Genomic DNA, 22,020 nt, shown 5'->3' with positions numbered 1-22,020 from the left:
GTGACCGAATCCGTGCTCGTGATCGAAGGCTGCGCCGTCGCCACGGTGGACGGGGTGGGGAACGAATACCGCGACGGGCACGTGGTCGTGCGCGGTACCCGGATCGAGGCCGTGGGGGCCGGACCCGCACCCGAGATCGCGGGCGCCGAGCGGGTCGACGGGCGCGGGTGCCTGCTCACCCCGGGCCTGGTGAACACGCATCACCATCTGTACCAGTGGATTTCACGCGGGCTCGCGGCCGACTCCACCCTGTTCGAATGGCTGAACACGCTCTACCCGGTGTGGGCGGGCATCGACGCGGACGCCACCCGAGTCGCGGCCACCGGCGCGCTGGCGGCGCTCGCGCGCACCGGCTGCACCACCACGACCGACCATCACTACGTCTTCCCGCGCGACGCCGGTGATCTGCTCGCCGCCGAGATCGACGCCGCCGCGACGGTCGGCCTGCGCTTTCACCCCTGCCGCGGGTCCATGGACCTGGGCCGCAGCGCGGGCGGACTGCCGCCGGACTCGGTGGTGGAGAACCTCGACGACATCCTGCGCGCGAGTCAGGACGCGGTGGCCCGGTACCACGACCGGTCGTTCGACTCCATGCTGCGCATCGGACTCGCGCCGTGTTCGCCGTTCTCGGTGTCGGCCGACCTGCTGCGCGAATCGGCAACGCTCGCACGCGAACTCGATGTGCGGCTGCACACCCACGTGGCCGAGACGCTGGACGAGGCCGACTACTGTCTCGCGACCCACGGCTGCACCCCCGCGCAGTACCTGGAACGCCTGGGCTGGGTCGGGCCCGACGTCTGGTACGCCCACGCCATCCACCTCGACGATTCCGCGATCACCACGCTGGCGCGCACCGGCACCGGCGTCGCGCACTGCCCCACCTCGAACGGACGCCTCGGCGCGGGCATCGCCCGCACCGCCGACCTGCTCACCGCCGGCGTCCCGGTCGGCCTCGGCGTCGACGGCGCGGCCAGCAACGAGGCGGGCTCCCTCGTCGAGGAACCCCGCAACGCCCTGCTCTACGCCCGCCTGCGCGGCGGCCCCAGCGCCATCTCCGTGCGCACCGCCCTGGAACTGGCCACCCGGGGCGGCGCCCGCGTCCTGGGCCGCGACCACGAGCTCGGCTCCCTCGAACCCGGCAAACTAGCCGACCTGGCCCTGTGGCGCCTGGACGGCCCGGCCCACGCGGGCATCGACGATCCGGTGACGGCGCTGATCCTCGGCTCCGCGCCCCCGCTGGCGGCACTGGTGGTGAACGGGCGGATCGTGGTGCGGGAGGGGGAGATTCGCACGGTGGACGAGGAATCGGTGGGGCGCGACGTGGCCGCCGCCCAGGCGAAGCTGGTGGCGAAGGCCGGCTGACGCGATCCGCCACGGTCCGTGCGGCGTCTCGATCGCCGGGGCGCGGGCTGTGCGTGCGCGCGGCTGTTCACCTGCGCGGCGCCGCGGATAGTGGTGCGGCCGGGCCCGGCAAGAGGCGCGGGCGAATCGCCGGGGCCGCCTGCCGAACCCGGCCGGCCGAAGGCTGATTCCGCTGTCGCCGAGGTGGATTCGTCGGCTCGGTGTCATGGCGGAGTGTCAAGCCTCGGATGGCTGATTCGGACGAGCCATGGTCGCGGGGCGGCCGCCCGTCATTCGCCGGGCGGGCAGTTCAGGGCCGCCAAATCCACGCGGACCTGGGCGGCGAGTTTGACGCCCAGGTCCGTGTACAGGGTCAGGGCCTTGCGCAGGAACTCGCAGGCCCGGGGGCGATGGCGGGGACCGGCCATGGCGGCGATGGTTCCCAGGGCGCGCCAGGCGTCGGCCTCCCCGTGCGGATCGCCGTTGCGGCGGGCGATGTCCAGGGACTCGGAGTAGAAGCCCTGGGCCGCGTCCAGATCGCCGAGATCGAGTTCGAGATGGCCGAGACCGCGCAGCGCGTCCACGCGCAGCAGACTGTCGCCGATCTCGCCGCCGATGGCGTGCGCCTCGTCGAATTGCGCACGCGCCACCTCGAATTCGCCGCGGGCGCGTTCGACGTTGCCCAGGCCCCACAGCGACCAACCGCGGCTGTAGCGGTCGCCGATCTGATCGGCGATCGCCAGCGCCGCCCGGTAGTAGCCGCCCGCCACCACCGGATCGCCGCCCATGCGCTCGATATGGCCGAGTCCGCGCAGGGAATCGCCCTCGAACTTCAGGTTCTCCAGCTTCCGGGCGATGCCGAGCACGTCCACGTAGGCGTCCCGGGCGCGGTGGTACTCCCCGATGTGCCGGGTCACCTCGGCGAAACCCCAGAGTGCGGAGGCCATGCGCAGCGGGTCATCGACCGCGGTGGCGATCGTGTGGGCCTCCCGGAAGCACGTGGAGGCGATGTCGTAGTCGCAGGCCATCCGGTGCACCGTGCCCAGGCCGTACAGCACATCGCATTCGGCGATCCGGTCACCGACGCCGCGCGCGATATCCAGCGCGCGCACGAACAGCCACCGCGCGTCCGACCAGTGCCCCAGACCGGAAAGATGCGAGGCGAGCAGCCGGGCCAGCTCACCGGTCTCGGCGCCCGAACCGGACGCGCGAATACAGCCGAGCAGCATCTCCCGCTCGCGGGTGAGCCAGGCCCGCGCCTGGGCGGCGTCGGCGGGCTCGGTACCGGGCGCGGTCGGCGTCGGATTCGGGAAGGTGCCGGCCAGGTCGAACGGCCGGGGCGCACCCACCAGGCCGGCCATGCGCACGCTGTAGCGAATCAACCGGCCCACCGCGACCGTGTGCTCGCTCGGCACGTCCTCGATCGCGGCCTGGGCCCGGGCGAACAGCCGCGTCACGTCGTGGATGCGATAGCGCTGCCCGCGCGGATCAGTGTCGGCGGAGTCCAGCAGGCCCACCTCGAAGATGCGGCGGATCAGGGTGTTCGCCGCCTCCGGCGTCAGATCCGCCATGGCGGCGAGGGTTTCGGCGGTGATCTCCGAGCCGGGGAACCAGCCGAGCAGGCGCACCGCGCGGCGCAGACCCGGCTCGGGCAGTCGACGATAGGACAGCTCGAAGGCGGCCTGCAGGGTCTCGCCCTCGGCGGAGAAGCGCGCCAGGATGTCGGCGGCGGGGGACTCCTCGGTCGCGGGCGCGTGCTTGAGTCGTTCTGTCAGCTGCAGGAATTCGCGATCGGCGGCGGCCAGCATGTGCGGTCCGCCGTGCGCGAGCTGCCCGGCGATGAGCCGCAGCGCCAACGGCAGCCGGCCCGCCGTCTCCAGAATGCGGTGCACCGCGCCCACGTCGTAGTCCGGCGGCAGGTGACTCAGCGTCACCAGCAGTTCCTCGGCCTCGGGGCGGGTCAGCGCGTCCAGCTGCAGCGGGACCGAACCCGCCAGGCCGGTCAGCTTGTGCCGGCTGGTGATCAGGACGAAACAGCCCGGCGCGTGCGGCAGCAGATCGCGAACCTGCTTGCTGCTCAGCACATTGTCGAACACGATGAGCATCCGGCGATCACGCGTCTCGAAGCGCCAGCGCTCGGCGCGCCGGGACTGATCGGGCTCGATCGTCTCCGGCGGCACCCCGATGCGCAGTAGCAACTGCTCCAACACGCCCGCCGGGGTGCGCGGTTCGCGGCCCTCGGTGTGCCCGCGCAGATCCTCCCAGATCCACCCGTCCGGGAAGAGGTCGGAACGCTCCTTGATCACCGCGCGGGCGAGCGCGGTCTTACCCACCCCGGCCAGGCCGTTGATGACGTGCACCGCGGGACGATCGGCGGCCAGGTGGGCGCGGATGCGCCGATGGAGCTCGGCGCGCTGCTCCGCGCGCCCGAAGAACGGCATGATCTCTGCGGGCAGGCCCCGGCCCGCCGGGCGCGCGGTGCAGCGGCGCGCCACCGCGTCCCGGAAGGCGATCCGGTCGGCGGGCGGCATCGCGCGCAGATCGGCCGGATCCACGAGTCGATCCCAGGTGGTGCGATAGATGGCGGCCAGGTTCTTCAGCACATCGACGGTGGGGCGCGGGCGATTACGGCCCGCGCCGCGAGGACCCGGCCACGATTCGTACTCCGAGATGCGCGCGGCCTTCATCGGTGCGGTGGGTTTTCCGGTGAGCCGGTTGAACTCCCCGGCCACCTCCTGCTGGGTCAGCTCGTTCGCCAGCCGCCACGCCTTGCGCGGACGGCAACCGCGATAACGCAATTCGTCCGCGAGCGGCTCCAGCAACTCGTGCTCGCGCAGGCCGAGACCGAGCAGGAATCCGCGCAGTTGTTTGCGGGCGTCGGAGCCGACATCGCCCGGGTCGCAGGAATCCTCGTCCGATGCCACCGCCGTGCCTCCCCCGAGCCGGGCGACCGCCCGAGATCCCGCGGCCGCCGCTGTGAATATTTCCTTGGTACAGCGCGGATTTCGGCTGGTCAAGGACATCGGACAAGCCAAGAAATCTCCGTCGGCGCTGGGATCGTTCGCCGCGGGTTTCCTCGCGATCATTGAGCCATCACCGGGACCGGAATCGGGGCGAGGTCCGGGCGGCAGTAAAGGATCGAGGCAATGGCAATCTTCACCACCGACTGGCTGATCACCAGCGACGCGGCGCACGAGGTCGCGTATCGGATCGACGTTCCCGAACCGGGTCGGGGGAGGTGGGTGCTGTCGTACCTGCCGAGCTCGTTCCGGGTCACCCGGGAGCAGGCGCTGGCCGGCATCGTGCTGGCGGAGTTGATCCTGGCCGGATTGTTCTGTCCGGGAAGGGAACTCGAATGGGACGCGGCGGGGCTGCACGCGCGGGTGCTGGGGATCACGGTGCCCGAGGCAATGTGCCTGCTCGCGTTGCGGGGACCCGGTCGAGAGATCTGGGACGCGCGTAAGCCGGAGGGGCGCTGTGTATCCCGGCGGGCCAGCCGGCGGCGGCGCGGGGTCGAGGAGGTCGGGCGATGATCTTCGATACCGGGCCGTTCCTGATCGTGGTGTCGATGCCGAGGGTGCATCCGGGCTGGTTCCTCGGGGTGTTCACCGCGGTGCTCGGGTTCGGGGTGCTGGTCATGCTGGTGGTGGTCACCTCCTGCGGCGGGGTCGAGACGGTGACCGGGCCGCGCACGACGGGCATCCCGGCCACGGCGACGCCGGGCAGCTGTGAGCCGTTCTGCGGGCACGGGCGTACCGGCTGAGCGGGGCGTGCACCCGTGACCGGGGGCCGGGATCCGGGCGGCGGGACGGACCCGCCGCCCGGGTTCGCGCGAACAGTAACGAATGTGAAACAGACACGAACCGTTCCGCAATCTCCGCGCAACCCGTTGCTCCTACTGTGGGAGTCGAGACCGCGCCCGGGTACACCGGACGCGGTCCCCGGCCGAGAGCGGGTGATACCGATGGATCTGGACACGATCCGCGAGATACACGTCGCGCGCGGGCGCGCCGACCTGGCGGGACTCGGCGCGGGCACGGCCGTGCTGGCCGGCGGCACGTGGCTCTACTCCGAACCGCAGCCCGGGCTGGAACGTCTCGTCGACATCACCACGCTCGGCTGGGCGCCGATCACGATCGACGACGCGGGGCTGGAAATCGCCGCGACCTGTACGCTCGCCGAACTCGCCGGGGCAGACTATCCGGCGCGATACACCGCCGCCCCGCTGTTCGGGCAGGCCTGCGGGGCGCTGGTCGCCTCGCACAAGATACTGCGCACGGCGACCGTCGGCGGCAACGTGTGCCTGGCACTGCCCGCGGGTGCGGTGCTGGCCGCGCTCACCGCGCTCGGCGGTGCCGCACTGCTGTGGGGGCCGGACGGGGATCAGTGGATTCCGCTGTCGCACTTGGTACTCGGGCCGGGGGAGACCACCGTCGCGCCCGGGGAGGTACTGCGCGCGGTGCGGATACCGGAATCGAACATGCGCTCCCGCACCGCTTTCCGGAAGGTCGCGCTGTCGCCGCTGGGCCGCTCCGGCGCGGTGGTGATGGGCAGGCTCGATGCCACGGGCGTGTGCACGCTCACCGTCAGCGCCGCCACCACCCGGCCCGTCGTCCTCGAATTCGCCCGACTCCCGGACGCCCGCGAACTGGCGGCAATATTCGCCGAGATCCATCCCGGGCTCTGGTACGACGATCCGCACGGCGCACCGCGCTGGCGCAGGCACGTCAGTACGCTGCTGGCGGTCGAGGTCGTGGCCGAACTGAGCGGGGGCAGGGCGTGAGATTCCACGTCGACGGCACACCCGTGGAAGTCGCGGCTCGGCCTGGCCAGTGCCTGCGCACCCTGCTGCGGGAACAGGGGCACACCGCGCCCAAGAAGGGCTGCGACGCCGGCGACTGCGGCGCGTGCACCGTCCTGGTCGACGGCGGCGCGGTGCACTCCTGCGTCTATCCGGCGCACCGCGCCGAAGGCCGCGAGATCACCACCGCGGCAGGCCTTTCCGAGACCGAGCAGCCCTCCGAGCTGCAACGCCGCTTCCTCGGCAACGCGGCGTTCCAATGCGGCTTCTGCACCGCGGGCATGCTGGTCACCGCCACCGAGCTGGCCGCCGCCGGCACCCTGGACCCCGAGGGTCTCCCCGAGGCTCTCAAGGGCAACCTCTGCCGCTGCACCGGCTACCGCTCGATCGCCGACGCCCTCACCTCGCCCCCGCCGGAGTCCGCCGCCTGCGAGTCGACCCCCGGCGCGGTACGCGGCGGCTGTGCCGGTCGACCCGCCGCCGACCCGGATGCTCGGGCCGAGTGCACAAACGAATCATCAACCGACGCATCGAGCGCTGCCGGAGGTCTGGGCCGGGGTGGAGGCGGGGTGGGGGACGGTGTCGGCGCGCCCGCCGGGCCGCGCATCGTGCGCGGGGCGGAGCCGTTCACGATGGATATCGCCGCGGAGGGCAGTGGGTCGGGGCGGGCGCCCGTGGGGGAGGTGCTGCACCTCGAGGTGTTGCGGAGCCCGCACGCGCACGCGCGGATCGTGCGGATCGGCACCGCGGCGGCCGAAGCGGTGCCGGGGGTGCGGGCCGTGCTGACGTACGCCGACGTGCCCGCGGTCGCGTATTCCACGGCGCGGCACCAGATTCGGGAGGACGACCCGGATGACACCGTCATGCTCGACCGCACGGTGCGGTTCGCGGGGCAGCGGGTGGCGGCGGTGGTGGCCGATTCCCTGCGTGCCGCGCGGGCCGGATGCCGGGCACTGACGGTGGAATACGAAGTGCTGCCCGCGGTTTTCGAGGCCCCGGCGGCACTGGCGGAGGGTGCGCCGGTGCTGCACGCGGGCAAGGGGCCGGAATCGCGAATCGCCGATGTGCGGCGCAACATCGTCGCCGAGGTGCACGGGCGGGCCGGTGACGTCGCGGCCGGGCTGAGCGCGGCCGCCGAAGTGGTGCAGGGGGTCTGGGAGACCCAGCGGGTGCAGCACGTGCACCTGGAGACGCACGCCAGTATCGGCTGGCTCGACGCCGACGGCAGGCTGGTGCTGCGCACCAGCACGCAGGTGCCGTTCCTGGTCCGCGACGAACTCGCCCGGATCCTCGGGCTGGACCGGGACGCGGTGCGGGTGTTCGCGGCCAGGGTCGGCGGCGGATTCGGCGCGAAGCAGGAGATGTTCACCGAGGATCTGGTGGCCCTGGCCGTGCTGCGTACCGGGCAGCCCGTGCAGTACGAACTCACCCGCACCGACGAGTTCCACACCACCTGCCGACACCCCATGCGGGTGGAGGTCACCGCGGGCGCGGACGGGGACGGGCTGCTCACCGCGCTTGCCGTCGACGTGATCGCCGACGCCGGAGCCTACGGAAACCACAGTGCCGGCGTGCTTTTCCACGGCTTGAGCGAATCGGTCGCGCTGTACGCCTGCGCGAACAAGCGGGTCGACGGGCGCGCGGTCTACACCAACAACGTGCCCTCGGGCGCGTTCCGCGGCTACGGCCTCGGGCAGGTCATGTTCGGCGTGGAATGCGCGCTGGACGAACTCGCTCGCCGAATCGGCTTGGACCCCTTCGAATTCCGCCGCCGCAACGTGGTGCGGCTCGGCGATCCGCTCATCGGCGGGCACTGCGAGCCCGAACCCGACCTGGAGATCGTCAGCTACGGACTCGACCAGTGCCTGGACCTCGCCCAGCGGGCGCTGCGCCGCGGCAACGGGGTGCCCGCGCCCGGTCCGGACTGGCTCGTCGGCGAGGGCATGGCCCCCGCCATGATCGCCACCGTGCCGCCGCGCGGGCACCACTCCACCGCGCACGTCGCCCTGCTGCCCGACGGCGGCTACGAATTGCGGGTCGGCACCGCCGAATTCGGCAACGGCACCACCACCGTGCACGCCCAGCTCGCCGCCACCGTGCTCGGCGTCGCACCCGCGCACGTCCGCGTCCGGCAATCGGATACCGACGTGGCCGGGCACGACACGGGCGCGTTCGGCTCCACCGGCATCACGGTGGCGGGCCGGGCCACCCACGCCGCCTGCGAACTGCTGCGCGAGCGCATCCTCGCCCGGGCCTCCGCGCTCACCGGGCTGCCCGCCGAATCACATGTGCTGGAACCGGGTGGCGTCCGGGTGCGGGACCTATTCCTGCCCGCCGCCGAACTGCTGGCCGACGGCCCTTTGGAAGGCGCGGCCACACACGGCGGCACCCCGCGCTCGGTCTCGTTCAACGTGCACGCTTTTCGCGTCGCGGTGCACCCCGGCACCGGGCAGGTGCGCATCCTGCAATCGGTGCAGGCCGCCGACGCGGGCACGGTGCTCAACCCGGTGCAGTGCCGGGGACAGGTGGAAGGCGGTGTCGCGCAGGCGATCGGCACCGCGCTGTACGAACAGGTGCGCACCGCGCGGGGCGTCGTCACCACCGAAACCCTGCGGCACTACCACATTCCGCAGTTCGGGGATGTGCCGTACACCGAGGTGTACTTCGCCGAGACCAGTGATCCGCTGGGCCCGCTCGGAGCGAAGCCGATGAGCGAATCGCCCTACAACCCGGTCGCGCCCGCGCTCGCCAACGCCGTGCGCGACGCCATCGGCGAACGCCCGCACAGACTTCCGATGACCGCCGATCGGGTCTGGGAACTCGCCGGCCGGGTCCGTGCGGTCACCGAAACCCCGTCGCACCCGGTGCTCTGAGGCTGTGTGATCCGCGGTTGTGTGATCGGTCTGTCGAGCCGCAGCCGTGCGATCAGCCCGGAGAGCTGCGGCTGTGTGGATCCACGCGAAGAGCCACGGTCGTGCGGTCCGAGGGGAGAACCGAGGCGGCGTCGCACAGCGGGCGGGACGAGCCGCGGGTGGCTCAGGCGAAGAGCCCGCGCACGAACGGCACCGAATCCACCAGCGAGGCGTTGACCGTACCGTCGTGATCGGTCGGATAGGTGCGCACCGTGACCGGCTCCCCGGTCGCCTGCAACCGCGTGGTGTACGCCAGGGTCGCGGGCATGATGATGTCGGTGTCGAGCAGGCCCTGGCCGATGAAGAACGGTCGGTCGAAGCCGGTATTGGGAATGCCCATGTAGTTGCTGAGCAGGGTCAGCAGATCCGGGATCTGCGCCAGCGGGCGGGCGAACAGATCGCCGATGACGACATTGTTCGCGGTCAGTTCCTCGCCGATCGGGGTCAGGCAGGACTGGCTGGAACGCTCGAGCCAGTAGCGGCCCGAATCGTTCAGGTAGGAGTCGATATCCAATTCCGGGTAGGTGGTGCGCAGCCCGTTGAGGATGTAGAGCACGTAGGCCGTGGTGTGCGCGCCCAGCTTGATCGGCGGCACGCCCGGGCCGATGGGTAGCAGGACGTCCTCGATGAAAGCGGGCACGCCGGTGCCCACCGCGCCCCGGTAATCCAGTTCCGGGCCGCCGAATTCGGTCGCGTACCGCGCGGTGGTGATGGCCGCGCCGCCGCCCTGCGACTGGCCGACCACCACCCATTTGCGCGACAGCGAGGAGTAGTGACGGGTCGCGGCCTTCACCGCGTCGACCACGTTGTGCGCCTCCACCCTGCCGTTCAGGTACGGGTGATCGCCCGGCGTGCCGAGCCCGGCGTAGTCGGCGGCCACGATCGCGTAGCCCTGCTTCAGCCAGGTGCCCAAGTAGGCCCAGTCGCGTTCGCGCGCACCCGGCCCCGCGATCGAGAACGCGCAGTCGTCGCCCAGGCCGAGCGTGCCGTGCGCCCAGGCGATGACCGGCCAGCCGCCCTCGGGGGCGTCGCCCGGCGGGAAGTAGACGGCGCCGCTGGCTGTTGTAGCCGCGTCACCCGCGGTGGTGCTGCTGTAGAGGAAGCGTTCCGAATTCACCGAACCGGGCGGGGTCGCGGCGGCCCGAAGCGGCTCGATCGAGCTGATCACCCCGGGCTCGGCGCCGGGCTCGGCGGCCGCGTGCGGGCCCCCTACCAGGGCCGCGATCGAAGTGACGGCCACGGCCGCAGTGGACATCCAGCGTTTCCGCACGGGCTCTCCTAGTGTTCCGACGTGCCGCACCTTGCTGAGCGCGCGACCAGTTTAGGTCCTTTTCGACACCCCGGGTGGTCCGCCCCACACCCATCAAGATCACAATCGGTTGTGAAGGTGCTCACAGCTCGCCGGAACCCGGCGCGTCGCGTGCCGGTGGCCGTCGTCACCCAAACAGTACGGGCGTTATGCAAAACTGCACGTCAGGCCTACTCGCAAGTAGATTCCACGGCTGCAATTAACAAGCAAATTTCGCAGGCTTAGCAAAGTCGTGATGAAAGCTAGCCTGGATTCACACTTGCAACAGGTAGACGCACATTTTTTCCTGTGCCATCGTGTGGAAGTACACCTCGCGGGCATAGCAAGCCTGCAAATTGCCGCTCCAGCAGTGTCCGAATCATCGCGAGAGGGTTCGACCGGCGGGGCAACCGAGACCGAACGAAGAAGTGGAGTCAGAGATGTCGACTGTCGGCACCCCGAAGACCGCTGCGGAGATCCAGAACGACTGGGACACCAATCCCCGTTGGAAGGGCATCACCCGTAGCTACACCGCCGAGCAGGTTGTGAAGCTGCAGGGCACCGTTGTCGAGGAGCACACCCTCGCCCGCCGTGGTGCCGAGATCCTCTGGGATCTGGTCAACAACGAGGACTACATCAACTCCCTGGGCGCCCTCACCGGCAACCAGGCGGTGCAGCAGGTCCGCGCCGGCCTCAAGGCCATCTACCTGTCCGGCTGGCAGGTCGCCGGTGACGCGAACCTGTCCGGCCACACCTACCCGGACCAGTCGCTGTACCCGGCCAACTCGGTGCCGTCCGTCGTGCGTCGCATCAACAACGCGCTGCTGCGTGCCGACGAGATCGCCAAGGTCGAGGGTGACACCTCGGTCGCCAACTGGCTGGCCCCGATCGTCGCCGACGCCGAGGCCGGCTTCGGTGGCGCGCTGAACGCCTACGAGCTGCAGAAGGCCATGATCGCGGCCGGCGCCGCGGGCGTGCACTGGGAGGACCAGCTGGCCTCCGAGAAGAAGTGCGGCCACCTCGGTGGCAAGGTGCTGATCCCCACCCAGCAGCACATCCGCACCCTGACCTCGGCTCGCCTCGCGGCCGACGTCGCCGGTGTCCCCTCGGTCATCATCGCCCGTACCGATGCCGAAGCCGCCACCCTCATCACCTCCGATGTGGACGAGCGCGACCGCGAGTTCCTCGATGGCACCCGTACCGCCGAGGGCTTCTTCGGCGTGAAGAACGGCATCGAGCCCTGCATCGCGCGTGCCAAGGCCTACGCCCCGTACTCCGACCTCATCTGGATGGAGACCGGCGTGCCGGACCTCGAGGTCGCGCGCAAGTTCGCCGAGGCCGTCCGCAGCGAGTTCCCGGACCAGCTGCTGGCCTACAACTGCTCGCCTTCGTTCAACTGGAAGGCGCACCTGGACGACGCGACCATCGCGAAGTTCCAGCGTGAGCTCGGCGCGATGGGCTTCAAGTTCCAGTTCATCACCCTGGCCGGCTTCCACTCGCTGAACTACGGCATGTTCGACCTGGCGCACGGCTACGCCCGCGAGGGCATGACCGCGTTCGTCGACCTGCAGGAGCGCGAGTTCAAGGCCGCCGCCGAGCGTGGCTTCACCGCCGTCAAGCACCAGCGTGAGGTCGGCGCCGGCTACTTCGACACCATCGCCACCACCGTTGACCCCAACACCAGCACCGCTGCGCTGAAGGGCTCGACCGAAGAAGGCCAGTTCCACTGAGTTTGGAACTAGCGCTTACGAACTTGGTTGTCGCGTTGAGTGACAACTGATTTCGAAAGACAATCCTCGGGGCGGCGGAGACGCCGCCCCGAGGCTCAGACCCTTCCCGTCGACAGCCCCGGCGGGGAGGGTTTTGTCCTAAACGAAAGACCTTAAGAAGGCGCAGGGTCAGGATCATTCCGACGCCTTCACCCAGCCTGATGGAGAGCCCGGCGAATGTACGGGTGTCCGACCGGCAACGGCACATAGCCCGCCCGCAAGAGTTGCGGGGAGGCGGAACGGAGCGCGACGTGAGCGAGAAGATTCAGCGAGTCGGCATCATCGGTGCCGGTCAGATGGGCGCGGGTATCGCGGAGGTGTGTGCCCGGGCGCACGTCGACGTCCTCGTCTACGAGCAGACCCGTGAACTCGCCGCCGCCGGCCGCGCCCGCATCCTGCGGTCGCTCGATCGGGCCGTGTCCAGCGGCAAGATCACCGAGCGGGAGCGTGAGCAGACCGCCTGGCGGCTGCGCTTCACCTCCGACCTCGCCGACTTCGCCGACCGCCAGCTGGTCGTGGAAGCCGTGCTCGAGAACGAGGACGTGAAGACCGCCATCTTCGCCGAGCTCGACAAGGTCGTCACCGACCCCAACGCCGTGCTCGCCTCCAACACCTCCTCCATCCCGATCATGAAGATCGCCGTGGCCACCAACAACCCCGAGCGGGTCGTGGGCATGCACTTCTTCAACCCGGTGCCGGTGCTGCCGCTGGTCGAGCTGATCACCACGCTCAAGACCGCCGAGGCCGTCACCGCGCGCGCCGAGCAGTTCGCCTCCGACGTGCTCGGCAAGCAGGTCGTGCGCTCGGCCGACCGCTCCGGCTTCGTGGTCAACGCGCTGCTGGTGCCGTACCTGCTGTCCGCGATCCGCATGGTCGAATCCGGTTTCGCCACCAAGGAAGACGTCGACAAGGCCATGGTGCTGGGCTGCGCCCACCCGATGGGCCCGCTCGCCCTGACCGACCTGGTCGGGCTCGACACCGTGAAGTCCATCGCCGACTCCATGTACGCCGAGTTCAAGGAGCCGCTGTACAGCGCGCCGCCGCTGCTCATGCGCATGGTCGAGGCGGGCCTGCTCGGCAAGAAGGCCGGCACCGGCTTCTACCAGTACAACGCGCCCGCCGCGGCCAAGAAGTAGCCGCCCGGCCGAGCGCCGGCCCGCGTCGTGCACGCGGACCGGCGATCGGGAGCGACACCCGTCTCCGCGGTGTCCGGGCGGTTGCCCGGAACTTGCGAGAGCGGTTCTCGCGTTCTATCAGAACGACAGCTCCTGAATGGCACGCGGGTACGGGTCTTCCGAACCCATCAGGGGCATAGGCTGCAAATACGGGCCGGTAACACCGGCCGGCCCACCCGGGTCGACGCGAGTCGATCCGACATCAGGGCGCAACTGTGCGGCGTCCACCCCTCCTGGTGGGCGCCGCGCAGGTGACTTAAAGGAGGAGTGGCGCGCTCATGGCCAACGTCACCGACGGCTTCGGATCGAGCATCCTGGGCTATCCCCGTATCGGACCGCATCGCGAACTCAAGCGTGCCCTCGAATCCTATTGGCACGGAACGTCGGAACGCGATGAGCTGCTCGCCGTAGGACGCGAGATCCAGGAGAGCCAGTACCTCGAACTGGCCGCGACCGGACTCACCCAGGTGCCCGGCAACACCTTCTCCTTCTACGACCACATCCTCGACAACGCCCTGCTGTTCGGCGCGGTGCCCAAACGCTTCGAGCCTTACCGCGAGGGGCTGCACCCGCTCGACTTCTACTTCCTGATGGCGCGCGGCAACCCCGACGTGCCGCCGCTGGAACTGGTGCGGCTGTTCAACACGCCGTACCACTACCGCCAGCCCGAACTCGACACCGACACCGAATTCTCGCTGCACCCCGAGGCGCTGCTCGACGAATTCGATCGCGCCAAGGCCGCCGGCATCGAATTGCGGCCGGTGGTGCTCGGGCCGCTGTCGCTGCTGCTGCTGTCCAAGACCGGGCACGTGCCCGGCGAGACCGAGTTCGACAAGCTGGTGCTGCTGGACAAGCTGCTGCCGGTGTACGAGGAGCTCTTCGAGCTGCTCGCCAAGCGCGGCGCGACCTGCGTGCAGCTGGACGAGCCGTGCTTCACCAGCGACCGGTCGCCGTCCACCATCGAGGTGTTCGAGAAGGCGTACAACCGGCTGTCCAAGGCTCCGCTGCGGCCGCGACTATTGGTCACCGGGCAGTACGGCGATTTCGGCGAGGCCCTGGAAGCGCTGGCGCGCACCAAGGTCGAGGCCGTCGGGCTCGACCTGGCCAACTACCGCATCCGCCCCGAGGACCTGGCCAAGATCCCGGGCATCGGGCGCAAGCGGCTGTACGCGGGCGTCATCAGCGGCACCAACGTGTGGCGCGCGGACCGGCGCGTGACCCTGGAATACCTGAACGAGCTCGCCAAGGTGTGCCCGGACATGGTGGTCTCCACCGGCGCCACCCTGCTGCACGTGCCCTACGACCTGCTCGTGGAATACGAGCTCGAGGAGCATGTCGCCGATCGCCTCGCCTTCGCGAAACAGAAGGTGCTGGAAGTGGTTTCGCTGGCGAAGGCGCTCACCGAAGGGCCTTCGGAGAAGTGGCGCAAGCGGCCGACCTCGGTGCACTTCAAGCAGAAGCACGCGGTGCGGCAGCGCGTCTACAACGTCACCCCGCAGATGCGCGAGCGCGAGCCGTATGAGGTGCGGCGCGCTGCCCAGCAGGCCAAGCTGAACCTGCCCCTGGTGCCGGCCACCACGCTGGGCTCGTTCCCGCAGACCAACGCGGGCCGGCAGGCGCGCTACGAACTCGGTCAGGGGCGGCTGTCCTACGACGAGTACCGCAAGCGGATCGAGGCCGAGATCGAGGGCACCATCCGGTTGCAGGAGGACATCGGGCTCGACGTGTTCGTGCACGGTGAGCACGAGCGCAACGACATGATCCAGTACTTCGCGGAGCTGCTCGACGGCTTCGCCACCACCCACTTCGGCTGGGTGCAGGTGTACGGATCGCGGTGCGTGCGACCGCCGATCGTGTACGGGGACGTGTCGCGGCCCGCGCCCATGTCGGTGGAGTGGTCCACCTACGCGCAGTCGCTGACCGACAAGCCGGTCAAGGGCATGGTCACCGGGCCGGTCACCATGCTGGCGCGTTCGTTCGTGCGCCAGGACCAGCCGCTGTTCGACACCGCTGACCAGGTGGCGCTGGCCATCCGGGACGAGGTCGTGGATCTCGAGCGCGCGGGCATCTCCATCATCCAGGTGGACGAGCCCTCGATCCGCGAACTGCTGCCGCTGCGGGCCCGCGGGCGCGCGGAATACCTGCGCTGGGCGGTGGCCGCGTTCCGGCTCGCCACCTCCGGGGTCAAGGCGGAGACCCAGATCCACACGCACATCGGCTATTCCAGCCGCGAGGACGTGGTGCAGGCCATCGACGAGCTCGATGCCGATGTGACCGCGATCGTGGCCACCCGCTCCATCGAATGGGTGCTGAACTCCCTCAAGGAGGACTGCGCCGAGGGCCACGGCCTCACGCACGGCGTCGGCCCCGGCGTCTACGAGAGCCGCTCGGCCCGGATCCCCGACATCGACGAGCTGGACGAGGCCCTCACCGCGGCGGCGGAAGCCGTTACCCCGCAACGCCTCTGGGCCAACCCGGACGGCGGCCTGAAGACGCGCCACCACTGGCAGCTCGATCCTTCCCTGCGCAACATGGTCGCGGCCGCCCGCCGCGTCCGCCGCCGCGCGGAAGCGGCCGCGGCGGCCGGGGAGTAGTACGGTACGAATCAATGCGAACGGCGCCGGGGTCTCGGAAGACCCCGGCGCCGTCGCCGTTTCGGTGTGCCGGTGGCCCGCCGCTTTGCCCGTGGGCTCGGGTGTCCGGGCGGCGGCGGGTGGCGGTCGCCACTTGTCGGTTCGTGGACGGTTTTGCCGGATAACCTGGGGCGGAATCGGTTTCGAGGCGGGAGTGTGGCTGTGGCGTTGTTCGACAATCTGAAGGGGGCCGCGACCAAGGCGGCCAAGCTCGCCGGACAGCACGCGGACAAGCTGGAGCCTCTCGTCGACAAGGTGGGCGACGCGGTCGACAAGCAGACCAAGGGGAAGTACGCCGGGCAGGTCAACGCGGCACAGGCCGCCGCGAAGAAGGCACTGCGCGAGAAGCGCTGAGTCGCCGCGATACAGCCGCCCGGCTTCGCTCCGGCGCGGGCGAGCCGGCCGTGGCTGGACTGCCCGCGGTGGGGTGCAGTCGGTGTCGTTCGGGCCCTGCGGCGGCAGACCTTGATCGGAGCTTCTCGCTCGTGGCACTCGGTGGTGAGTGACCGCCCGCGATGGCGACGCATGCGCGATCGTCAGCGGTGGTCGGCGACCTTCCAGAGGAAGACCTTGCCGTCGGCGCTGCCGGTGGCCAGGACCGCGCCGTCCGGGGTGAATGCCAGGGTGTGAACCGAAGCGGTGTGGCCGGTCAGGGGATTGCCCAGGGGCTGACGGGTTTTCGTGTTCCAGAGGCGGACGGTGCCGTCTCGGCTGCCGCTGGCCAGCAGGGAGCCGTCGGCGGTGAAGGCTATGGCCAGAACCGGTTCGGCGTGGCCGGCCAGGGGATCGCCGGAGAGCTCGCGGGAGACGATGTCCCACAGGCGGATCACGGCGTCGTCGCCCGCCGTGGCGAGCAGGGCGCCGTCGGGGGAGCAGGCCAGGGTGCGGATCGAGCCGTTGTGGCCGGTGAGGGGCTCGCGGGAGAGGGTGCCGGTGCCCACGAGCCACAGGCGGGCCGTGCCGTCGGCGCTGCCGGTCGCGAGCAGCCGACCGGCGGGGTGAAAGGCCAGGGCGCGAACGGATCCGGTGTGACCGGTCAGGGGCGCGCCCGCCGGTTGCCGGGTGTTGACCGTCCACACCTGGGCGGTCCCGTCATCGCTGCCGGTCGCCATGAGGGCGCCGCCGGGATGGAACGCCACCCCGCGCAGCGCGCTCGTATGTCCGGTCAGCGCATTGCCGATGGGTTGGCGGGTGCCTGCGTTCCACAGCCGCGCCGAACCGTCCTCGCTGCCGGTGAGCAGCTGTGAGCCGTCCGGGCTGAAGGCCACGCCGCGAATCGAATTGCTGTGCCCCAGCAGCGGACTGCCGTCCACCTGCCGGGTCTCGACGTTCCACAGCAGCGTGGAGTTGTTCTTGCACCCGGTGGCCAGTACCGACCCGTCCGGCGTGAACGCCAGCGCCAGCACCTGCGACGGCACCGCCAAGGCCTCGGCCCCGCCCGCCGCGACCGGATTCGACCCGTCCGACGCGGAATCCCCTCCCCGCGAGCCGAATACGGCGTATCCCGCGGCCGCCCCGCCCGCCCCCAGCGCGAGCGCCACCCCGCCCAGCAGTACCCGCCGCCGGGTCAGTACCCCGCGCGGTGCCGTGCGGCCGGCGGCTGTGCTGCCGGCCGAATGTCCGCCACCGGCGGATCCGACGGATGCGCCGCGGGGAGAAGGCCGGTCAGTGGCTGAGCCGCCCGCGAAATGTCCGTCACCGGCGAACTCAGCGGATGCGCCGCCGGGGAACAGGCCACCGTCCCCGCTATCCGGTTGCGTGTACGCCCGCCTGGCTGCCGGGCGTGCCCGTTCGCTCGCGGTGGCGTCACCCGCGTCGTCGCCGTGCCCGCCCGGTCGAGGGTCCGGGTGGATTCCGGCGGTGCCGGCTGACTTCTGCTCTGCGACAGGAGAAAAGGAGCCGCCCGCGTGCGGGGGACCGGGGTCGGCGGCCGAGTCCGTTCGCCCGCTCGCGGAGGTCGCGTGCGTGCCGGTGTCGCGGGTCGAATCGTGCTCGCTCGCAGCGGGAATCGAGGGGAGGCGGGGTGCGGGGGCGGTTTCGGCGTCTTCGCCGAGCCAGAGGCGGCGCGGGGTGCTCGGGGTGTGGTCGGGCAGGTGGCGAGCGACAACCGTTTCGCCGGAGCGGTCCACGGCCGCGCGGGCCGCGGCGGCGAAGGACTCGCAGTCGGGATAGCGGTCGTGGGGGTTCTTGGCCAGGACCGTCGCCAGCACCTCGTCGAGGCCGCCGGGGAGGCCGGGGCGGACATCGGTGAGGCGGGGGAGGGGAGCGTGCAGGTGGGCGGCGATCACGGCGGCGTCGTCCGAACGCGCGAAAGGCGGCTCGCCGGTGAGGAGTTTGAACAGGGTGCAGCCCAGGGAGTAGAGGTCGGCGCGGTGATCGACCGGGCCGCCGCCGAAGCGTTCGGGGGCGGTGTAGGCCAGGGTGGCGCTCACCCGCGAGCCGGTCTCGGAATCCTCCACGCTGCGGGCGATTCCGAAATCGGTGACCATGGTGCGTTCGAAGGTCCCCGCGCCGTGCTCGACCAGCAGGTTGGCGGGCTTCACGTCGCGGTGCAGCACGCCGTGCCGGTGCGCGTGATCCAGCGCGCGCCCGGCGTCGCCGATCATGCGCACCGCCCGCTCGGGCGTGACCCGTCCGCCCGCGTGCGCGAGCACCGACGCCGCGTCCCCGCCCTCCACGAATTTCATGGAGATCCACAGGATTTCGTCGTCCGGGGAGTTGCGATCGTAGATCGGCACGATGTTCGGGTGATCCAGGGCGGTGATGAGCGCGGCCTCGCGCTCGAACCGCGCCCGCGCCTTGGCATCGTGCGCGAACGCGTCGTTGAGCACCTTGAGCGCGACCGACCGTTGCAGGCGCGGATGCCGGGCCAGATAGACCACGCCCATACCCCCGGCGCCCAGCGGTCTTTCGATGGCGTAGCCAGCGAACATCGAGCCAGGCTGCAATCGCATCTGCGGCCCCACCTCCCCGTTTCCCGCGCGGCACCGTGAGACAACGGTACGCCGCAGGCCGCTCCGGGGTCACGTGCCCGGCGTCCTGCCGGCCCGTGACGCCGGTAGTCCGAGAGGGAGATACGACCGGTTCGCGGCGCGGGTTCGAGTAGCGGGGGGTGCTCCACGTCGAGCGCCCGGTGGCTACGCTGCCCCCGGATCCGCTACCGCCTCACCGTGATCGATGATTTCGCCCCCGGCCCACCCCGATCGGGCGCGGGGAACGCGACCGGCGGTGTTCCGATCCGGCGTGGTTCCCCGGCTGTCGCACTCAACGCCGCACGGCGTGCGAGACGGCTGTGTCACCAGCCGCGATTGCCGTTGCCGCCGCCGCGGTGATCGCCCTTGTCGCCGCCGTTGTTGTGCTCGCGCTGCCAGCGATCCTTGTAGTGGCTCCAGCAGTAGTCCCAGTCCCAGCCGCGGCTGTTGCGGTCGCAGTACCACTCGTAGCCGCGGTCGTTGCTCGCGCTCGCGATCCCGCCGGAGTGCGCGGGGGCGGCGGCGGCCACACCCGCGCCGACCGGAAGAACGAACAGGGCGGCCGCCGCCGCGGTGGCGACGCGCTTGGCGATGAGATTCATGAGGTCTGCTCCTGATGCGATGTCCCGGGAGGTGTTTCCCGTTGGCACCAATACTGCTGAGCAGCGCGGATATTCTCTGTCCGCTGTTCGACACATGAAGTGTGCCCGCGCCGACACTTCCGAGATCGGGCCGGCGCGGCCGCGACTCACTTCCCGGAGCGCCCCGGGAGCTTCACCGACTTGACCCGATCCTTCAGCGACTTACGTTCGCGTCGTTGCCTTTCCGGCTGCTCCGGCGGCAATTCCACCTCGTAACGCCGGATATAGGCGCCGATGAACGCCTGCCCGGTCGCCGTCACCGGTATGGCCAGCAGCGCCCCCGTCGCCCCGAACAGCGCGGCTCCGCCCAGCACCGCCCCGAAGGCCACCGCCGGATGCATGTCCAGGGTGGTGGCCGTGATGCGCGGCTGCAGCACGTAGTTCTCGAACTGCTGATACAGCACGATGAAACCGAGAATCCACAGCGCCGTGCGCGGATTCTGCGCCAGCGCGACGATCACCGGCAGCGCGCCCGCGAGGTAGGTGCCCACGGTGGGGATGAACTGCGAGACGACGCCGACCCACAGCGCCAGCGCGAACGCCGCCGGGATGCCGAGCACGCGCATGGCCGCGTAGTGCGCCAGCGTCGAGCACAGTGCCAGCAGCGCCCGCGAATACAGGTAGCCGCCGGTCTTCTCGACCGCGATGTCCCACGCCCGCAGCACATGCCGCTGCCGGGCCGGGGGCAGCACCGAGCACACCGCGTGCCGGAAGCGCGGCCCGTCGGCGGCGAAGTAGTAGGTGAACAGCAGCACGCCCAGGGACTGGAAGAGCACCCCGAGGGCGGTGGTGCCGATACCCCACACGTCACCGGCCAGCCCGAGGGAATAGGACTGCAGCGAGGAACTCGCCTCGGTGGCCCACCGGGTGAGGTCGTCCCCCGAAAGATCCTGATTGAACGTGGAATTCACCCAGTCGACCAGATTCCCGGCGTACTGCGGCGCGTTGTCCACCAGCGTGCTGACCTGATCGACCACGAGTTCGCCCATGGTCCAGACGAATCCGACCAGCACCACCAGCACCAGCACGAAAACCAGCCCGGTGGCGGGCGCGCGCCGCCAGCCCCGCGCCGCCAGCCAGTTCACCGCGGGCTCGATGGCGAACGCCAGGAACAGCGACACCACCACCACGGTGATCAGGCTCTGCAGCTTCTGCAGCGCCCAGAAGCTGACCACGACCCCGGCCACGACGGCCGCCGCCAGCAGATACGCCCGCGGCAGCCACGGCGGAATCATGGTCGTGACATCGCGCCGGTCCGATGTGTCGTCCGGCCGGTCATCCTGTTCCTCGGACACACCCGCAAAGGTAACCGCGCCGAGCGGATCGCGGTGGGAGCGGCGTGTTCTCGCGCGCCCCCGGGTGACCGCTACATCGTTGCCGCGTCGATGACGAAGCGGTACCGCACGTCGCTGGCCACGACCCGGTCGTACGCTTCGTCGATGCGATCGGCCGAGATCAGTTCGATCTCCGCGCCGATGCCGTGCTCGGCGCAGAAGTTCAGCATCTCCTGGGTCTGCGCGATGCCGCCGATCATGGATCCGGCCAGCGAGCGCCGGTAGCCGGCGATGGTGAAAGGCTTGACGGCCAAAGGGTTCTCGGGCAGGCCCAGGATCACCAGCGTGCCGTCCAGCGCCAGCAGCTTGAGGTAGTCGTCGATGGGCAGATCGGCCGACACGGTGTTGAGGATCAGGTCGAAGCGCCCGCGCAGCCCGCGGAAGGTCTCGCGTTCGCTGGTCGCGTAGTAGTGGTGCGCGCCGAACTTCTTGCCGTCCTCCTGCTTGCTCAGCGAATGCGAGAGCACGGTCACCTCCGCGCCCATGGCCGCCGCGATCTTCACACCCACGTGCCCGAGCCCGCCCATGCCGATGATCGCGACCCGCTTGCCCGGTCCGGCGTTCCAGTGCCGCAGCGGCGAGAACAGGGTGACGCCCGCGCACAGCAGCGGCGCGGCCACGTCGAGGCCGATGCCCTCGGGGATGCCGACCACGAAGTTCTCGGTCACCACGACCCGGGTGGAGTAGCCGCCCATGGTGTAGCCGTCGGCCTGCACCTCGGGTGCGACCTTGGTGTTGTAGGTCATGGTCGCGCCGGGGATGCAGTACTGCTCCTCACCGGCCAGACAGGGTTCGCACACCCCGCAGGAATCGACCATGCAACCCACGCCGACCCGGTCGCCGACCTGGTACTTGGTGACGGCCGAGCCGACACCGGCGACGAGTCCGGCGATTTCGTGCCCGGGCACGCACGGATATTTCGCGCCGCCCCATTCGTCGCGGGCGGTGTGGATGTCGGAGTGGCAGATGCCCGCGAACTTCACGTCGATCAGGACATCGCGGGGGCCGAGCTCGCGGCGTTCGATGGTCAGCTTCTCGAATCGGCCATCGGGGGCGGAGACGGCGTAGGCGGCAGCGGTGCTCATGAATACATGCCTACCTGCGCACGCGATCAATCACCAGGATTCGTCCGGAATGTCGCATCCGGCGCGGCG

15 protein-coding genes are annotated in these 22,020 nt (G+C 70.3%); 9 read left to right on the top strand and 6 right to left on the bottom strand.

The window, feature by feature from the left end:
• Positions 1–1,362, top strand: a complete 1,362-nt coding sequence (locus ACFVBH_RS18395; protein WP_379002683.1) for an 8-oxoguanine deaminase — start codon at positions 1–3, stop codon at positions 1,360–1,362.
• A 269-nt stretch (positions 1,363–1,631) separates the two neighbouring features.
• Here the strand turns inward: ACFVBH_RS18395 and ACFVBH_RS18390 are convergent, their stop codons facing one another.
• Positions 1,632–4,265, bottom strand: coding sequence for a tetratricopeptide repeat protein (locus ACFVBH_RS18390; RefSeq protein ID WP_379002681.1), 2,634 nt, complete (start codon positions 4,263–4,265; stop codon positions 1,632–1,634).
• Positions 4,266–4,487: 222 nt separating this feature from the next.
• On the opposite strand from ACFVBH_RS18390, the gene ACFVBH_RS18385 reads away from it, so the two are divergent.
• From ACFVBH_RS18385 to ACFVBH_RS18370, 4 genes are all read left to right on the top strand, one after another.
• The gene (locus ACFVBH_RS18385; protein ID WP_379002678.1) at positions 4,488–4,874 is read left to right on the top strand and encodes a hypothetical protein; all 387 of its coding nucleotides are present in this window, start codon (positions 4,488–4,490) and stop codon (positions 4,872–4,874) included.
• Complete coding sequence (locus tag ACFVBH_RS18380) at positions 4,871–5,104, top strand: hypothetical protein (RefSeq protein ID WP_354990152.1); 234 nt, start codon at positions 4,871–4,873, stop codon at positions 5,102–5,104. Before ACFVBH_RS18385 ends, ACFVBH_RS18380 begins: the two co-directional genes overlap by 4 nt.
• A 201-nt stretch (positions 5,105–5,305) precedes the next feature.
• Positions 5,306–6,124: an FAD binding domain-containing protein gene (locus tag ACFVBH_RS18375; protein WP_379002675.1), complete on the top strand. Its 819-nt coding sequence runs from the start codon at positions 5,306–5,308 to the stop codon at positions 6,122–6,124.
• Positions 6,121–9,015, top strand: coding sequence for a molybdopterin-dependent oxidoreductase (locus tag ACFVBH_RS18370; protein WP_379002672.1), 2,895 nt, complete (start codon positions 6,121–6,123; stop codon positions 9,013–9,015). The genes ACFVBH_RS18375 and ACFVBH_RS18370 overlap by 4 nt, the downstream gene beginning before the upstream one ends.
• 163 nt (positions 9,016–9,178) lie before the next feature.
• Here the strand turns inward: ACFVBH_RS18370 and ACFVBH_RS18365 are convergent, their stop codons facing one another.
• Positions 9,179–10,309, bottom strand: coding sequence for a lipase family protein (locus tag ACFVBH_RS18365; protein ID WP_379002669.1), 1,131 nt, complete (start codon positions 10,307–10,309; stop codon positions 9,179–9,181).
• 473 nt (positions 10,310–10,782) lie between these two features.
• On the opposite strand from ACFVBH_RS18365, the gene aceA reads away from it, so the two are divergent.
• From aceA to ACFVBH_RS18345, 4 genes are all read left to right on the top strand, one after another.
• Positions 10,783–12,072: an isocitrate lyase gene (gene aceA / locus ACFVBH_RS18360; protein ID WP_379002667.1), complete on the top strand. Its 1,290-nt coding sequence runs from the start codon at positions 10,783–10,785 to the stop codon at positions 12,070–12,072.
• Positions 12,073–12,362: 290 nt separating this feature from the next.
• On the top strand, positions 12,363–13,247 hold the full coding sequence (locus tag ACFVBH_RS18355) for a 3-hydroxybutyryl-CoA dehydrogenase (protein ID WP_354990156.1): 885 nt from the start codon (positions 12,363–12,365) through the stop codon (positions 13,245–13,247).
• A 317-nt stretch (positions 13,248–13,564) separates the two neighbouring features.
• Positions 13,565–15,880, top strand: coding sequence for a 5-methyltetrahydropteroyltriglutamate--homocysteine S-methyltransferase (gene metE, locus ACFVBH_RS18350; protein WP_354990157.1), 2,316 nt, complete (start codon positions 13,565–13,567; stop codon positions 15,878–15,880).
• 195 nt (positions 15,881–16,075) lie between these two features.
• Positions 16,076–16,273, top strand: a complete 198-nt coding sequence (locus ACFVBH_RS18345) for an antitoxin (protein ID WP_379002665.1) — start codon at positions 16,076–16,078, stop codon at positions 16,271–16,273.
• Between the two features lie 182 nt (positions 16,274–16,455).
• Here the strand turns inward: ACFVBH_RS18345 and ACFVBH_RS18340 are convergent, their stop codons facing one another.
• The 4 genes from ACFVBH_RS18340 to ACFVBH_RS18325 all read right to left on the bottom strand — a co-directional run bounded on the left by ACFVBH_RS18340 (position 16,456) and on the right by ACFVBH_RS18325 (position 21,951).
• Entirely contained in the window at positions 16,456–18,852 is a 2,397-nt protein-coding gene (locus tag ACFVBH_RS18340) for a WD40 repeat domain-containing serine/threonine protein kinase (protein ID WP_379002663.1), read from the bottom strand.
• Positions 18,853–19,214: 362 nt separating this feature from the next.
• Positions 19,215–19,493 (bottom strand): hypothetical protein, encoded by a 279-nt coding sequence (locus ACFVBH_RS18335; protein WP_379002661.1) that lies wholly within the window; start codon positions 19,491–19,493, stop codon positions 19,215–19,217.
• A 146-nt stretch (positions 19,494–19,639) separates the two neighbouring features.
• Positions 19,640–20,827 carry an AI-2E family transporter gene (locus ACFVBH_RS18330; RefSeq protein WP_379002659.1) on the bottom strand — a complete coding sequence of 396 codons (1,188 nt, stop codon included), beginning with the start codon at positions 20,825–20,827 and terminating at the stop codon, positions 19,640–19,642.
• Positions 20,828–20,898: 71 nt separating this feature from the next.
• A complete protein-coding gene (locus tag ACFVBH_RS18325; RefSeq protein WP_354990040.1) occupies positions 20,899–21,951 on the bottom strand; it encodes an NAD(P)-dependent alcohol dehydrogenase in 1,053 nt (350 codons plus the stop codon).
• Positions 21,952–22,020: the final 69 nt, after the last annotated feature.

It is taken from the genome of Nocardia sp. NPDC057668, assembly GCF_042799795.1.
In the GTDB taxonomy this organism is placed as follows: domain Bacteria; phylum Actinomycetota; class Actinomycetes; order Mycobacteriales; family Mycobacteriaceae; genus Nocardia.
This window is presented reverse-complemented; position numbering and strand designations above follow the sequence as displayed.